The organism is Pseudomonas sp. LFS074, assembly GCF_047978165.1.
GTDB lineage: Bacteria > Pseudomonadota > Gammaproteobacteria > Pseudomonadales > Pseudomonadaceae > Aquipseudomonas > Aquipseudomonas putida_P.
The window spans coordinates 252,121-267,260 of the sequence record NZ_JBFPFV010000002.1; the positions used below are offsets into that span (position 1 = coordinate 252,121).

16 protein-coding genes are annotated in these 15,140 nt (G+C 62.3%); 7 read left to right on the forward strand and 9 right to left on the reverse strand.

Features of this window, described 5'->3' with window-relative positions; translation table 11 throughout:
• Positions 1-25 precede the first annotated feature (25 nt).
• The gene (gene nuoM / locus ACNQP3_RS19315) at positions 26-1,558 is read left to right on the forward strand and encodes an NADH-quinone oxidoreductase subunit M (RefSeq protein WP_012273300.1); all 1,533 of its coding nucleotides are present in this window, start codon (positions 26-28) and stop codon (positions 1,556-1,558) included.
• Between the two features lie 7 nt (positions 1,559-1,565).
• Positions 1,566-3,035 (forward strand): NADH-quinone oxidoreductase subunit NuoN, encoded by a 1,470-nt coding sequence (gene nuoN, locus ACNQP3_RS19320; protein WP_264316340.1) that lies wholly within the window; start codon positions 1,566-1,568, stop codon positions 3,033-3,035.
• A gap of 89 nt (positions 3,036-3,124) precedes the next feature.
• Here nuoN and ACNQP3_RS19325 read toward each other — a convergent pair whose 3' ends face one another.
• Positions 3,125-3,388, reverse strand: coding sequence for an ogr/Delta-like zinc finger family protein (locus ACNQP3_RS19325; protein ID WP_264316341.1), 264 nt, complete (start codon positions 3,386-3,388; stop codon positions 3,125-3,127).
• A 179-nt stretch (positions 3,389-3,567) separates the two neighbouring features.
• On the opposite strand from ACNQP3_RS19325, the gene ACNQP3_RS19330 reads away from it, so the two are divergent.
• A complete protein-coding gene (locus ACNQP3_RS19330; RefSeq protein ID WP_012273303.1) occupies positions 3,568-3,948 on the forward strand; it encodes a helix-turn-helix domain-containing protein in 381 nt (126 codons plus the stop codon).
• Here the strand turns inward: ACNQP3_RS19330 and ACNQP3_RS19335 are convergent.
• From ACNQP3_RS19335 to ACNQP3_RS19345, 3 genes are read right to left on the reverse strand one after another with little or no spacing between them, the layout of a single operon-like run.
• A complete protein-coding gene (locus tag ACNQP3_RS19335; protein WP_060514459.1) occupies positions 3,945-4,307 on the reverse strand; it encodes a hypothetical protein in 363 nt (120 codons plus the stop codon). The genes ACNQP3_RS19330 and ACNQP3_RS19335 overlap by 4 nt on opposite strands.
• Complete coding sequence (locus ACNQP3_RS19340; RefSeq protein ID WP_060514460.1) at positions 4,300-4,647, reverse strand: head completion/stabilization protein; 348 nt, start codon at positions 4,645-4,647, stop codon at positions 4,300-4,302. Before ACNQP3_RS19340 ends, ACNQP3_RS19335 begins: the two co-directional genes overlap by 8 nt.
• 9 nt (positions 4,648-4,656) lie before the next feature.
• Entirely contained in the window at positions 4,657-4,905 is a 249-nt protein-coding gene (locus ACNQP3_RS19345) for a LuxR family transcriptional regulator (protein ID WP_012273306.1), read from the reverse strand.
• Between the two features lie 219 nt (positions 4,906-5,124).
• Here ACNQP3_RS19345 and ACNQP3_RS19350 point away from each other — a divergent pair, with 219 nt between their 5' ends.
• Positions 5,125-7,197: a TonB-dependent receptor family protein gene (locus tag ACNQP3_RS19350; protein WP_264316342.1), complete on the forward strand. Its 2,073-nt coding sequence runs from the start codon at positions 5,125-5,127 to the stop codon at positions 7,195-7,197.
• Between the two features lie 84 nt (positions 7,198-7,281).
• Here the strand turns inward: ACNQP3_RS19350 and chrR are convergent, their stop codons facing one another.
• Complete coding sequence (gene chrR, locus ACNQP3_RS19355; RefSeq protein WP_012273307.1) at positions 7,282-7,842, reverse strand: class I chromate reductase ChrR; 561 nt, start codon at positions 7,840-7,842, stop codon at positions 7,282-7,284.
• Between the two features lie 156 nt (positions 7,843-7,998).
• Here chrR and ACNQP3_RS19360 point away from each other — a divergent pair, with 156 nt between their 5' ends.
• Positions 7,999-8,217 (forward strand): hypothetical protein, encoded by a 219-nt coding sequence (locus ACNQP3_RS19360; RefSeq protein WP_010954911.1) that lies wholly within the window; start codon positions 7,999-8,001, stop codon positions 8,215-8,217.
• Here the strand turns inward: ACNQP3_RS19360 and ACNQP3_RS19365 are convergent.
• The 4 genes from ACNQP3_RS19365 to ACNQP3_RS19380 form a co-directional block, all read right to left on the reverse strand.
• The gene (locus ACNQP3_RS19365) at positions 8,201-10,450 is read right to left on the reverse strand and encodes an Orn/Lys/Arg decarboxylase N-terminal domain-containing protein (protein WP_071984573.1); all 2,250 of its coding nucleotides are present in this window, start codon (positions 10,448-10,450) and stop codon (positions 8,201-8,203) included. The two genes, ACNQP3_RS19360 and ACNQP3_RS19365, sit on opposite strands and share 17 nt — an antisense overlap.
• A 92-nt stretch (positions 10,451-10,542) precedes the next feature.
• On the reverse strand, positions 10,543-11,301 hold the full coding sequence (dnaQ, locus tag ACNQP3_RS19370; protein WP_012273309.1) for a DNA polymerase III subunit epsilon: 759 nt from the start codon (positions 11,299-11,301) through the stop codon (positions 10,543-10,545).
• Positions 11,302-11,352: 51 nt separating this feature from the next.
• Entirely contained in the window at positions 11,353-11,799 is a 447-nt protein-coding gene (rnhA, locus tag ACNQP3_RS19375) for a ribonuclease HI (protein WP_003251460.1), read from the reverse strand.
• A gap of 15 nt (positions 11,800-11,814) precedes the next feature.
• Complete coding sequence (locus ACNQP3_RS19380; RefSeq protein ID WP_012273310.1) at positions 11,815-12,588, reverse strand: class I SAM-dependent methyltransferase; 774 nt, start codon at positions 12,586-12,588, stop codon at positions 11,815-11,817.
• An 85-nt stretch (positions 12,589-12,673) separates the two neighbouring features.
• On the opposite strand from ACNQP3_RS19380, the gene gloB reads away from it, so the two are divergent.
• Both gloB and ACNQP3_RS19390 read left to right on the forward strand, forming a co-directional pair.
• The gene (gene gloB / locus ACNQP3_RS19385) at positions 12,674-13,453 is read left to right on the forward strand and encodes a hydroxyacylglutathione hydrolase (protein ID WP_264316343.1); all 780 of its coding nucleotides are present in this window, start codon (positions 12,674-12,676) and stop codon (positions 13,451-13,453) included.
• 100 nt (positions 13,454-13,553) lie between these two features.
• Positions 13,554-14,984: a lytic transglycosylase domain-containing protein gene (locus ACNQP3_RS19390; RefSeq protein ID WP_012273312.1), complete on the forward strand. Its 1,431-nt coding sequence runs from the start codon at positions 13,554-13,556 to the stop codon at positions 14,982-14,984.
• The last annotated feature ends 156 nt before the right edge of the window (positions 14,985-15,140 follow it).

Below are 15,140 nucleotides of genomic sequence, written 5' to 3' on the forward strand. Positions count from 1 at the left end.
CTTTGCCAAAGGAAACCAACCCGTCATGATTTTGCCTTGGCTGATCCTGATCCCCTTCATCGGCGGCTTCCTGTGCTGGCTGGGTGAGCGCTTCGGCGCCACCCTGCCGCGCTGGATCGCGCTGCTGACCATGTCCCTGCTGCTTGGCATCGGCCTGTGGCTGTGGGGCACCGGCGACTACACCCTGGCCCCTGCTCCGGGCGCCGAACCTGCCTGGGCACTCGAATACAAAGTCGAGTGGATCAAGCGCTTCGGTATCAGCATCCACTTGGCCCTCGACGGCCTGTCGCTGCTGATGATCCTGCTCACCGGCCTGCTCGGTGTGCTGTCGGTACTGTGTTCCTGGAAAGAGATCCAGCGCCACGTCGGCTTCTTCCACCTCAACCTGATGTGGATCCTCGGCGGCGTGGTCGGTGTGTTCCTGGCCCTGGACCTGTTCCTGTTCTTCTTCTTCTGGGAAATGATGCTGGTGCCGATGTACTTCCTCATCGCGCTCTGGGGTCACAGCTCGGCAGACGGCAAGAAAACCCGGATCTACGCGGCGACCAAGTTCTTCATCTTCACCCAGGCCAGCGGCCTGATCATGCTGGTGGCGATCCTGGGCCTGGTGCTGGTCAACTACAACACCACCGGCGTGCTCACGTTCAACTACAGCGACCTGCTGAAGGCCGAGCTGCCAGCCGGCGTCGAGTACGTGCTGATGCTGGGCTTCTTCATTGCCTTCGCGGTGAAGCTGCCGGTCGTGCCGTTCCACTCCTGGCTGCCTGATGCTCACGCCCAGGCACCGACCGCAGGTTCCGTGGACCTGGCGGGTATCTTGCTGAAGACTGCGGCCTACGGCCTGCTGCGCTTCGCCCTGCCGCTGTTCCCGAATGCCTCGGCCGAGTTTGCGCCCATCGCCATGACCCTGGGCCTGATCGGTATCTTCTACGGTGCTTTCCTGGCCTTCGCACAAACCGACATCAAGCGCCTGATCGCGTTCTCCAGCGTCTCGCACATGGGCTTCGTGCTGATCGGCATCTACTCCGGCAGCCAGCAGGCCCTGCAAGGCGCGGTGATCCAGATGCTGGCCCACGGCCTGTCGGCTGCCGCGCTGTTCATCCTGTCCGGCCAGCTGTACGAGCGCCTGCACACCCGTGACATGCGTCAAATGGGCGGCCTGTGGCACCGCATCGCTTACCTGCCGGCTATCAGCCTGTTCTTCGCCGCCGCATCGCTGGGCCTGCCTGGCACCGGTAACTTCGTCGGCGAGTTCCTGATCCTGATCGGCAGCTTCGTGCATGTACCGTGGATCACCGTGATTGCCACCACAGGTTTGGTGTTCGGTTCGGTGTACTCGCTGATCATGATCCACCGCGCCTACTTCGGCCCGGCCAAGAGCGATACCGTGCTGGCCGGCATGGACGGTCGCGAACTGATCATGGTCCTGGGTCTGGCGGTATTGCTGATCCTGCTGGGCGTGTATCCGCAGCCGTTCCTCGACACCTCTGCCGCCACCATGAGTGGTGTGCAGCAGTGGCTCGGTTCCGCTTTCACTCAACTCGCTTCGGCCCGGTAAGAGCGCTATGGAATTCACCACTCAACACTTCATCGCATTGGCGCCGATGCTGATCACCACCATCACCACGGTGGTGGTGATGCTGGCGATCGCCTGGAAGCGCAACCACTCGCAGACCTTCCTGCTGTCCACCGTGGGCCTGAACCTGGCCCTGCTGTCGATCCTGCCGGCGCTGAAGGTTGCGCCGCTGGCGGTCACCCCGCTGATCACCATCGACAAGTTCGCCTGCTTGTACATGGCGATCATCCTGGTCGCCACGCTGGCCTGCGTCACCCTCGCTCACGCCTACCTCGGCGAAGGCTCCAAAGGTTTCCCGGGCAACCGTGAAGAACTGTACCTGCTGCTGCTGATGTCGGCCCTCGGTGGCCTGGTGCTGGTCAGCGCCAACCACCTGGCCGGCCTGTTCATTGGCCTGGAGCTGCTGTCGGTACCGGTCTATGGCCTGGTGGCCTATGCGTTCTTCAACAAACGCTCGCTGGAAGCCGGCATCAAGTACATGGTGCTGTCGGCCGCAGGCTCGGCGTTCCTGCTGTTCGGCATGGCCCTGCTGTACGCCGACGCCGGCAGCCTCAGCTTCGACCAGATCGGCAAGGCCCTGGCTACCACCAGCATGCCAAGCCTGGTGGCCCAGCTGGGCCTGGGCATGATGCTGGTCGGCCTGGCCTTCAAGCTGTCGCTGGTACCGTTCCACCTGTGGACCCCGGACGTATACGAAGGCGCCCCGGCACCTGTCGCCGCGTTCCTGGCAACCGCCAGCAAGGTGGCAGTATTCGCCGTGGTCGTGCGCCTGTTCATGCTCTCCCCTGCTGCCAGCAGCGGCGTGTTGAGCACCGTGCTGGCGGTGATCGCCGTGGCCTCGATCCTGATTGGTAACCTGCTGGCGCTGACCCAGAGCAACCTCAAGCGTCTGCTGGGTTACTCGTCCATCGCCCACTTCGGTTACCTGATCATCGCGCTGGTCGCCAGCAAGGGCCTGGCCCTGGAAGCCATGGGCGTGTACCTGGTCACCTACGTGATCACCAGCCTGGGCGCCTTCGGTGTCATCACCCTGATGTCCTCGCCCTACGGCGGCCGTGACGCCGATGCACTGTACGAGTACCGCGGCCTGTTCTGGCGCCGTCCGTACCTGACCGCGGTACTGACCGTGATGATGCTGTCGCTGGCGGGCATCCCGCTGACCGCTGGTTTCATCGGCAAGTTCTACATCATCGCCACCGGCGTCGAGTCGCACCTGTGGTGGCTGGTCGGTGCGCTGGTGATCGGTAGCGCCATCGGCGTTTACTACTACCTGCGTGTCATGGTGACCCTGTACCTGGTCGAGCCAAACCTGCGTCGCCACGACGCCCCACTGAAGTGGGAACAGCGCACCGGCGGCGTCATGCTGCTGGCCATCGCCATTCTTGCTTTCGTGCTGGGCGTATACCCGCAGCCACTGCTGGAACTGGTTCAGCAAGCGGGCCTGCAACTGATCGGCTGATCGCCCCGGCAGCCTCGGTAAAACAAAACACCCCGCCTAGGCGGGGTGTTTTTTTATCTGCACGTTCTACTGCCTGCACCCAAGAGTGCCTAATCAATCGGGCTGCCCTGGCCCGCGCCCGGCAGGGCGGCTTTGCGCAAATCACCATTGGCCGAAGGCAGGTACACTTCCGGGTTGGGCATACCGCTAGGGGAGAGTTCATGGGTCATTTCGAATTCGGCGCGCACTGACCAGCCACACACTTCGGTGGTGCATTGCAAATAAGCAATTCGCAGGAAAATATGGCGCCCTTCACTTGTACGTATGCGCATCCGGCTGTGGCAGTGCGGGCAAACCAATTTGTAAGTACTCACGGCAAGTACCTACTAGCATTGCTCAGGCCAACCTTTCTGTCAGAATTGACTGCAACTGCTAGTGTATTCTTTAACTCGATGTGTCTCATTTCAGGAATGCTCCTTAAAACGCAGGGCTGTATTCATAACGAGTAGTTTAAGCCCATGGAATATTAATAAACCAGTCATGGATATTTGTTATGAGTACTCACGTACTTGCTGCGGTGCTCACGCGCCTTAAGCTTCTCACTGGCGCCCAGACAGATGCCGAGCTGTCACGCGCGCTGTCCATCAGCCCACAGACACTGAGCAGTTGGAAGGTTCGCGACAGCGTCCCATACTCACTTTGCATAGAAATTGCCCGGCAGCATGCGTGTTCACTGGACTGGCTATTGCTAGGCCAGGCCGAGCACAACACCGCCGGCCCGGATGACGCAGGCTGGGAGTGCGATATGCTTGAACGGCTGCGCACGTTATCGCCCTGCGATCGTCAAGCCATCTTGTTGTTCGTCAAGGACAAGCAGCGTATCCAGCAACTGGAACAGCAACTGAATGCGCTTGGTGCAGTGGCCAATGGTTAACTCCGACGACGCCAACGCTGCAGCAGTTCTCGCGGGTCCAGCGTATCCACCAGGACCATGACTTTGAGGCTGATGGGAATCACCACCACTGCCGCGACGAATCCAGCCATCCCCCGGGTCAGCAAAGGCACCAATGACGAAACCAGCGGTTCGAACAAGTGGCCCACTCCCACGGTCACGAAGACCAGCAACAGTTTCTTGCCCAGTTTCAGGCGCTTGGTCATGTTGGTGATCAAGCGGTCGCGCGCGGCACTCACCAGCAAAGCCCCCAGTAGCGCGGCGAACAGTACATAGCCATCCACACCCAGCAACGCCACCATTGCCGCGGGCAATTGGTCGAAAACAAATTGCTCAGGCATGGGCAAGCCCTCGGCGCGACACTGGCAGGTAGGCTGTAGAACCTAGGCTATGCATGACAGCAGCCTCGACAAAACGGATGTAGCACACCCGTAACGCGCGCCCATGCTCGTGCCCGGCCACATCCTCGAGGCGCTTGTAACCCCGGTCTCGTAATACTGCCCGCCAACGGGCGAATTCACGTGCTGCGTCGATGGCGGCGCAGCGCGCGGCAAGTTCCAGCACAGCTTCACTGACAGACCGCTGCAATTGCAGGCGCTCACGCAACCTGTCCAGGTCTACCCGTGGCCAGAAAGGGTCATGGCAATCGGCAAAGCGCGGTAACCGCAGATCGTTGGTCATGCGTCCCCCTCATTGCTCGGCCAGCAAGCCGTAGCGAATGGCTTTGATCACCGCTACCACGCGGGTAGGCACATCGAATTTGCGCAGGATGTTGGACACGTGGAAGTTCACCGTCGACTCCTTGCAGTCAAGAATCCGGCCGATCTCCCACGAACTCTTGCCGTAGGCACACCACAACAGGACCTGCCGTTCACGAGGCGTCAGACGCACCGGGGCGTCCGCCGGGGGTTGCTGCGAGTATCGAGCGTTGTCAGTCATGTATGAACTCCACAGGTGATTGAACAAGGCATCGCTGCCGATCTGCAGTCACCTTACGAAGCGCAGGCCATCCGCTTCCACTTGCGTGGTTTGTAAAGAACTTTCGTACAAAACCGTCTGACGATGGTTACAAAAGATTTGCTTACTTCCTCGTGCTCCAAGCCGCATTTCGCTCGTCTCAACGCCGTTGTCCATTCGCCTTTCGCCTGGAGTCGTACAATGCGTGCCGATTTACCCCTCTCGCCCTGCCTCGGTCTGCTGGCTGCCTTGGCCGCCAGCCAGCCCGCCCTGGGGGCGTCTTCGGTCGAATTGGGCCAGGTCCTGATCACCGACGAGGAGCAGAACGAGCTGACGGCAGCCAGCGAGCGCCTGCGTGAAATACCGGGGGCCAGCAACCTGGTGGACATGCAGCGCGTGGGGCAAGGCCGAGTGGCCAGCAACCAGGACGTGCTGGCCTACCAGCCTGGGGTGTTCGCCCAATCGGCAGGCAACGACGGCATCAAGCTGTCGATCCGCGGCTCGGGCATCAACCGTGCGCCGGGTGCGCACGGCTCTGGGGTGTACACAATGTTCGACGGCCTGCCGCTGACCGGCCCGGGCGGCACCCCTTACGAGCTGTTCGAGCCGCTATGGCTCAGCCGAGCCGAGGTGTTGCGCGGCGCCAATGGCTTCGACCAAGGCTCCCTGGCCTTGGGTGGCGCGATCAACTATGTCACGCACACTGGCTACGACGCCGCACCGCTGCAAGTACGCTATGAGGTTGGCAGCCGTGGTTACCAGCACCGGCACATCAGCTCGGGCCAAGTGCTGGGCAACCTCGACTACTACGTGGCCCTGACCGATTCGGAATACGACGGCTACCAGACGCACAGCAGCGGCAGCGCCAAGGGTGTTGCCGCCAATGTCGGTTACCGCTTCAACCCGAACCTGGAAACCCGCTTCTACCTGCGTTACCGGGAAACCGAAAACGAACTGGCCGGGCGCCTGACCAAAGACCAGATCAAGCACCACCCGCGCGCGGCCAACCCGGCCTATCTGGCCCGCGACGACAGCCGCCCGCAGCCAGGCAGCACCTGGGTGGGCAACAAGACCACCTTCTACCTCGACGACGATGCGCGCCTGGAAGCCGGCCTGGTATATCACGATTACCCGATGGACCTGCGTGAAGGCCCGATGCGCCTGAAGGTCGCCTACACCGATGTCAGCGGCACGCTGAACTATTTCCGTCGCGACACGCTGCTTGGCCACGAAAGCAAGACCACCATTGGCTGGCGCACCACCAAGCACCTGCCCAACAGCGGCGCCTCACAATTTACCCGCATTGGCGATGTGTTCGGCGAGCGCACCCGCGACTTCACCTACCAGGGCTCGGACACCGTACTGCATCTCGGCAACGACCTGGAGCTGGCCCCTAACCTGTGGCTTACCACCGGCCTGGCAATGATTTACACCCGCCGGGAAAGTGACGTGACCTACCCCGCCGAAGGCGGCAAGGTGAGCATGCATGACTGGGACTATGCACCACGCCTGGGGCTGCGCTACGACATTCGCCCGGACCTGCAGGTGTACGGTAACCTGAGCCGCTCGGTAGAACCGCCGCACCCGTGGTCACTGATCTGGAGCGCCCCCAGCACAGGCGGCAAGCAGATCCAGCCGATCGAAATGCAGAACCAGACCGCCACCACCCTGGAGCTGGGCGCCCGTGGCGATTCGGCGGTTGGCCGCTGGGACCTGGCCTGGTACTACTCGCAGGTGCGCCACGAATTGCTGGCCGTTGAGGTAGTGCCGAACTTCACCTCGGAATTCAACGCCAGTGACACCGTGCACCAAGGCGTCGAAGCCGGCCTTGACAGCACCCTGTGGGAACGCGCCGGTACCGGCAAACTGAGCCTGCGCCAGGCCTACACGTTCAGCGATTTCCACTACCGTGATGACGACACGTTCGGTGATAACCGCCTGCCTGGCATCCCTATGCACTACTACCAGGCCGAGCTGCGCTATGACTGGCCGAGCGGCTTCTACGCCGGGCTCAACACGCAGATGGCGTCGAAGGTGCAAGTGGACTATGCCAATAGCTACCACGCCGACGAATATGCCTTGCTCGGCGCGCGGCTGGGCTGGGACTCACCTAAGCAGGACTGGCAGACCTGGCTGGATTTACGCAACCTGACCAACAAGCGCTATGCGGCCACGGTGACGCCGGCCTACAACGACGCCGGCAAGGACAACGCCCGCTCGACGCCGGGCGAAGGGTTTGGCGTATACGCCGGGGTTTCCTATAGCTTCCGCTAGAACTCACCGCGCACGCTTTATGTAGGAGCAGCCTCTTCGCAGCACAAGGCTGCTCCTGCAAAGCACCTACCCAACGACTGCGGATCAGACCGCCCTGTTCAACTTCACCCACGAAGCGAACTTGTCGACAAACGCCTGCAAGAATGGCCGGGTCTTGTCGTTGAGCTTGCCCGAATCCTCGAACAGGCTCGCCGCACCGCCGATATAAGCCTCTGGCATCTGCATGCAAGGCATATCGAGAAACACCAGCGACTGACGCACGGCATGGTTGGCGCCAAAGCCACCAATAGCCCCCGGCGACACACTCACCACCGCTGTCGGCTTGCCACTCCAGGCGCTTTGTCCATAGGGGCGCGAGCCCACATCGATGGCGTTTTTCAGGCAGCCCGGCACCGAGCGGTTGTATTCCGGCGTGACGAACAGCACCGCATCGCTGCGGCGGATCTCCTCGCGAAAACGCTTCCAGGCCTCTGGCGGCGCATCGGCCTCGACATCTTCGTTGTACAACGGCAAATCACCAATCTCGACGATTTTCAGGGCAAGGCTGGACGGCGCCAGCTCTGAAAGTGCGCGGGCGACCTTGCGGTTGTAGGACTCCTTGCGCAAGCTACCAACGACGACTGCTACCGAATACACCTGGCTCATGGCAATTCCAACCTTTGCGGGGTAAAGAGACGTTGTAGTTATAGATGACCGTTCCTCGGCACTTTGGTTTTTTTTCCGCAGGGCGAAAACTTCCGAGGCTGTTTCACGGTCTATGCCTTTAGACATTTCCTACGTAATTCAGAGGTTTCCACCCAAATGGCAGCAGTAATGGTCGGCCAATTCCACGCCCGTGACGCCGAAGGCCGCATCTACCCCGTGCACGAGTTCCAGGAGTCCACCCTGCAACTCGACGGCAGCACGCTGGGCGCCCCCATCACCACCTACCGCCTTGCCATCGGCGACAAGGTCAACCACTTGGGCGAAAACCGTTTCGAACTGGCGCGCTCCGGCGTCGAGATCACTCGCATTCCATGATGCAATCCACGGTGTAGCGGCCATTTTCGTTCTGCAGGCCGTGAACATCCGCGACAAACCCCGGAAAGCCTTGGTTGAAGGCTCGGGCGAAGGCCAAGTAGTCAAGTATCGAGCGGGTCGCCTCGGTGAACCGCTCTCCCGGCATGATCAACGGAATACCGGGCGGGTACGGCACCAGCATCACCGCGGCCACACGGCCCAGCAAAGCTTCGATCGGCACCGCTTCCACCTCGCCACGTACCATCTGGTCATAAGCCCGAGCGGGGCTCACGGCCACCTCCGGCAAACGCGTGAACACCCGCTTCAGCTGCTTGGCCGTGGCATTGGCACGGTAGCAGTCATGCAACTGTTCACACAGGTCGCGCAGGCCCATGCCCCGGTAGCGTGAGGCATCGGCAACCCCCACACTCGGCAGGCAACTGCTCAGCGGTGTATTGCCGTCATAGTGGCGCTTGAACTCCAGCAGTTCGGTGAGCAAGGTGCTCCACTTGCCCTTGGTGATGCCCATGGAAAACAGCACCAGGAAGCTGTACAAGCCGGTTTTTTCCACCACCAGCCCGCGCTCCCAGAGAAACTTGCTGACCACCGCCGCCGGGATGCCATGCTCACCCAGCACACCGCCCGCACTCAGCCCCGGCATTACCAGGGTCACCTTCAGAGGGTCGAGCAACACGTAGCCGTCCGCCACCTCACCAAAGCCATGCCACTGCGCCCCCGGCTGCAGCAGCCAGTCCTGCGCGGCCAAGGGCTGGATGCCTTCAGTGCTGGGCGGCTGCCAAATACTGAACCACCAGTCATCCGCAGCAATGTGCTCGCGCAGGTTGGCCAGGGCACGACGAAAACTCAGCGCCTCATCGAACATTTCTTGCAACAGCGAATGCCCGGCCTGCCCTTCCATCATGGTCGAGGCCACGTCCAGCGAGGCAAGGATGCTGTACTGCGGCGAAGTCGAGATATGCATCATGAACGCTTCGTTGAAGCGGTCCCGGTCCAGCTGCCGCCTGGCCCCGTCCTGCACATGGATCATCGAGGCCTGGCTGAACGCCGCCAGCAGCTTGTGGGTGGAATGGGTGCTGAACACCAGCGGGCTGTCGGCTGCGCAGGCAGTGCCCATGGCATAGCGCCCGGTGAAGAAGCCGTGAAACGCCGCATAAGCGAACCAGGCCTCGTCGAAGTGCAGTACTTCCACGCTGGCACCCAGGGCCTGCTTGATCATCCCGGCGTGGTAGCACAGCCCGTCATAGGTGGAGTTGGTCACTACCGCCAGCTTGATACGTTGCCCACGGCCATGGGCAAGGGGGTTGGCCTGGATCTTCGCCTCGATTGCCTCGGGGCTGAACTCGCTGAGCGGGATCGGGCCGATGATGCCCAGCTCGTTGCGCTCTGGGCACAGGTACAGCGGAATGGCGCCGGTCATGATGATCGCGTGCACCACTGACTTATGGCAGTTGCGGTCCACCAACACCAGGTCGTCGCGACCGACCATGGCGTGCCAGACAATCTTGTTGGCTGTGGAGGTGCCATTGATGACGAAGAAGGTGTGGTCGGCACCGAAGTTGCGCGCCGCCCTGGCCTCGGCTTCGGCCAAGGGGCCTGTGTGGTCGAGCAGCGAGCCCAGCTCCGGCACTGAAACAGACAGGTCCGAGCGCAGGGTGTTTTCCCCGAAGAACTGGTGGAAGGCCTGGCCTACCGGGCTTTTATGATAGGCCACGCCACCGCCATGGCCCGGGGTATGCCAGGAATAGTTGGACTGCGCGGTATGCTGCACCAGGGCCTTGAAGAACGGTGGCAGCAGACCGTCAAGGTAGGTGTGTGCGGCACGCGCCACCTGGCGGGCGAGAAACGGCACGGTGTCTTCGAACAGGTAAAGGATGCCACGCAGCTGGTTGAGCTCGCTCATGGCTTCGGCAGGGGCGTTTTCCAGGGTCACCTGCTCGCCCAAGGCGAAGATCGGCAAGTCGGGCGCGCGCATGCGCGCCAGGCGGATCAGCTCGGCCATGTTCTGCAGCAGGTGGGTGTTTTCGCCAACTCCTTCGGCGGCAATCAGCATGCAGGCCAGGCCGTGGTGAGTGGCGGCAACCAGGCGCGCTTCGGCGTGGTCGGCGGCGGCCAGAATGGCGAAACCGTCCTGGCGCAGTTCCTCGGCGATGCCCCGCACGCGCTCCCCGGCGACACTGTCAGCCTTGATAGCACGGTGGACGATGAGGATCGGGAACTTGAGGTCCTTGTACATCAGGTGGCTACCTCCGAAGGACATGGCGTCCTTCTCAGGGTAGTAGAACCTGTGTTGTCAGTGCCCGCGAACAGACCGGGGCAGCCGAACGATCAGCCCGCTGGCGTCTCGGTCAAGGCCTGCCACATCGAAGGCCCACCCGCCGACTTGGCGATGGCCGCCAGGCGCTCGGCATGTGCCTCCAGTTCCTCGGCACTGGCCATGATCACCCGCCCCGGCGTACGCCCGGTAATACGGCGGATCTCGCTGCCGCCAGCCTCACTCCCTTCACCCTCGGCGTCTGCGCCATGCCCAGCCAACGACAGGCTGGTCTGGCCACCGGTCATGGCCAGGTAAACGTCTGCCAGCAGTTCCGAGTCGAGCAGCGCACCGTGCAGTTCACGGCCGGAGTTGTCGATGTCGTAGCGTTTGCACAGCGCATCCAGGCTGTTGCGCTGCCCCGGATGGCGCGAACGTGCCAGCAGCAGGGTATCGAGGATGGTGCAGTGCTGCGAAACGTCGGCGCGGTCCTGCTGGCCAATCAAGGCAAATTCGTTGTTGATGAAGCCAACGTCGAACGCCGCGTTGTGGATGACCAGCGTGGCGCCCTGGATGAATTCGAAGAACTCCTCGGCGACATCGCCAAAGCGTGGCTTGCCGACCAGGAAGGCATCGGTGATACCGTGGACGTTGATCGCGCCCTCGTCACTCTCGCGGTCTGGCTGCAGGTAGACGTGGAAGTGCCGCCCGGTCAGACGCCGGCCGATGACCTCGACACAGCCGATCTCGATGATCCGGTGGCCTTCGCCAACTGGCATACCCGTGGTTTCGGTATCGAGAATGACGAACCGTTTATCTTGCTGCTGCTCCACGCGGGGCGCTCCAACTTGCATCAGTTACGAAGGCCGCGATTGTACCCCAGCTCAACGCTGGGCGCGTACCTCATCGACCCCACGGTTGGCCAGCTGGTCGGCGCGCTCGTTGCCGGGGTGGCCGATGTGGCCGCGCACCCACTTCCAGGTCACCTTGTGGCGGTTGACCTGCTCATCAAGCTGCTGCCACAGGTCGGCGTTCTTCACCGGCTCCTTGGCCGCCGTCTTCCAGCCGCGCTTCTTCCAGTTCACCATCCACTCGTTGATGCCCTTCATCACGTACTGCGAGTCGGTGGTCAGCACCACCTCGCATTCGCGCTTCAGCGACATCAGGCCCTGAATCGCGGCCATCAGCTCCATGCGGTTGTTGGTGGTCTCACGTTCGCCGCCCCACAGTTCCTTCTCGACGCCCTTGTAGATCATCAGGACGCCCCAGCCACCAGGGCCTGGGTTGCCCTTGCAGGCACCATCAGTAAACATCTCGACGCTATCGCTCATGTACCACTCTTGAATTCAGTGCTTGTCAGTTTCGGGGTTGGCCGCCGTGCGGTTGACCTTGGCCAGTGGCAGCGGCAGCAATTTGCCCATCGGCTCGCGGCGCTCCGGGCGCAGTGGCCGCAACCCTACCACCATCTTGCGCGCCACCAGCAGGTACACCCCGCCACCGGAGCCCTGCCAACCGCCGGCCAGCCGTTCCCAGCCCTCCAGGCGTTGCTGCCAGGCCGGTGAAGCAAGCGGCGGACGATAGCACCCGAAGCGGCGTTTCTCCAGCGCGAAGCCCAGCAGGTTGAGCCAGTCGCCCACCCGCGACGGCGAGATGCAGCGCGCCTTGCGCAGCGCGCCATGGCTGAAGAAATGGCGCATGCCCCAGCTGCTCCACGGGTTGATGCCGACAATCAGCAGGTGCCCGCCCGGGCGCACGGCACTGGCGGCCTCGCGCAGCAGGCCATGGGGTGACAGGCAGAAATCCAGGCCATGCTGCAGCACGACCACGTCGGCAGCATGCTCGCTCAGCGGCCAGGCCTGCTCCTCGCAGACGATCTCCACCCCAGGCAGCGGCGCGCCGAGGCGCACGTTGCGCTGCACCTGGGGCGCGCTCGGTGGCGGCTCGGCGCAAGGCCCGTAGTGCACCAGGTAACCGCCGAAGAAGCGCCCAAGCTCTTCTTTCAGCAGTTTTTCTTCCTCCTTGAGCATCAGCTGGCCGAGTGGCCCATTGAACCACTCACGGGCCAGGCTGATCAGCTCGACCCAGTCCGGGTCGGCCTGGGCAAAGGCTTGGTCGGTCATTGCGCTCTCCCTCGAAGGTTCTCCCACCGCGCCATCGCGGCTAAGATGCCCTCATGTGCCACGCTAGGCGAATCGGATCCGCACCATGATACAGATCGATGCTCTCCCCGCTTTCTCCGACAACTACATCTGGTTGTTACAGGATACTGCCAAACGCCGTTGTGCGGTGGTCGATCCGGGTGATGCCGCCCCGGTGGAACGCTGGCTGGCCGCCAACCCGGAGTGGGTGCTGAGCGACATCCTCGTCACCCACCACCACAACGACCACGTCGGCGGTGTGGAACGGCTGAAGCAACTGAGCGGCGCGCGAGTCTGCGGCCCCGCCAACGAGCGTATTCCCGCCCGCGACCTGGCCCTGGACGAAGGCGACAAGGTCGACGTGCTGGGCGTGACCTTCCAGGTTCTGGCGGTGCCCGGCCACACCCTGGGGCACATTGCCTTCTTCAGCGACGGGCCGCCAACCCCCGTTCTGTTCAGTGGCGACACACTGTTCGCCGCCGGTTGCGGGCGCATGTTCGAGGGTACACCCGAACAGATGCAGCCCGCCCTCGCCCGCCTGGCGGCACTGCCAGAGCAGACCGAAGTGTATTGCGCCCACGAATATACCCTCAGCAACCTGCGCTTCGCCAAGGCGGTAGAGCCGACCAATACGCACGTTCAGCAACGCTTCGAGGACGTTACCCGTTTACGCGCCGAAAATCGCATCAGCTTGCCATCAACGATTGGCCTGGAGCGTCTGACCAACCCCTTCTTACGTACCTCTGAAACATTAGTTAAACAAAAAGCAGACGAATGGAAGGGACATTCAAACACCTCGCATGTCGCTGTTTTTGCTGCCTTGAGGTCTTGGAAGGACACCTTCTGATAACCGCAAGATATATCGCAAGTGATGGTCAAAGGTTGACCAGGCCCGGAGCGGTTTCTAGAATCGCCGAAATTTTTCGCCCGGATACCTGTGTCAGCCGATGTCTTCCCGTAGCCGCAGAACCTCTCATTCCGTCGCCCTGACGCGCCTGGCCCAAATCAGTGCGCTGGCCCTGGCCGCCACCTTGGTGGGCTGCCAGAGCACCCGTCAGCTCGACGAATCCGAAAGCGTTCGCGCGCACAACTACCAGGCGCGGATCAAGCACAAACCTTCACCGCTGCTGGCCAAGCCGGCCGAGCAAGCACCACAGGATGTCTGGGAGCGCATGCGCCAGGGCTTTGCCCTGCAGGACAGCATCGACGTCAACCCGCGCATCGAACAACAGCGCCTGTGGTTCGCCAGCAACCCGACCTTCATCGAAAGCGCTGGCGAGCGTGGCAGCCTCTACCTGCATTACATCGTCGAGCGTCTTGAAGAACGCGACATGCCGCTGGAGCTGGCCCTGCTCCCCGCCATTGAAAGCGCCTACAACCCGATGGCCTACTCACGCGCCAGTGCTGCCGGCATGTGGCAGTTCATGCCAGCCACAGGCCGTCACTTCAACCTGCGCCAGACCAACTTCTACGATGGCCGCCGCGACATCACCGCGTCGACCAACGCTGCGCTGGATTACCTGACCCGCCTGCACGACATGTTCAACGGTGACTGGCTGCTGGCCCTGGCCGCCTACAACGCCGGAGAAGGCACGGTCAGCCGCGCCATGGAACGCAACGAACGGCTCGGGCTGCCAACCGACTACTGGAACCTGCCGCTGCCACAGGAAACCCGCGACTACGTACCCAAGTTGCTGGCCCTGTCGCAGGTGGTGCTCACGCCTGAAGCCTACGGCGTGAACCTGAACCCGATCGCCAACGAGCCCTATTTCGAAGCGGTGGCCATCAACGACCGCCTCGACCTGTCGCGGGTGGCGGCATTTGCCAACATCGACGAAGACGAGTTGATCCAACTCAACCCAGCCTTCAAGAAACGCATGACCGTGGACGGCCCGCAGCAGTTGCTGGTACCGACCGCCAAGGCGCAATTGCTGAGCGACAGCCTGTCCAACCTCAAGCCAGAACAGCTGGTCAGCCTGCAACCGAACAAGGCCGTGTTCGCCCGCGCCGTGGCCGAAGCCAAGGCACCGGTGGCCGCGCGCAGCTACCGGGTCAAACGCGGCGACAACCTGGGCGCCATCGCCAAGGCCAACCGTGTTTCGGTCAATGACATCAAACGCTGGAACCGTCTGTCCGGCAACAACCTGCGTGCCGGCCAGGTGCTGGCACTTCGCGGTGGCAGCGGACCGAGCGCCGCCGGCAACCGGGTAGCGGCGTCCGGCAAGCGCTCCACCCAGTACAAGGTACGCAAGGGCGACTCGCTGTACCTGGTGGCCAAGCGCTTCAACGTGGAAATGCAGCACCTCAAACGCTGGAACCCACGCAGCGGCCACGCCCTCAAGCCGGGCCAAACCCTGACCGTCTACCTCTCGCATTGATATAACGCTCAGGGCCATTGCGCGGCCCTGTGGGGCGGCCTTGTTTCGCGACAGGGCTGCTTCGCAGCCCCGGCAATGCAAGCTGCGAAGCTGAGACCCTGGGGCCGCTAAGCGCCCCTTTCGCGACAAAAGGCCGCTCCCACAGGTACCACGCCG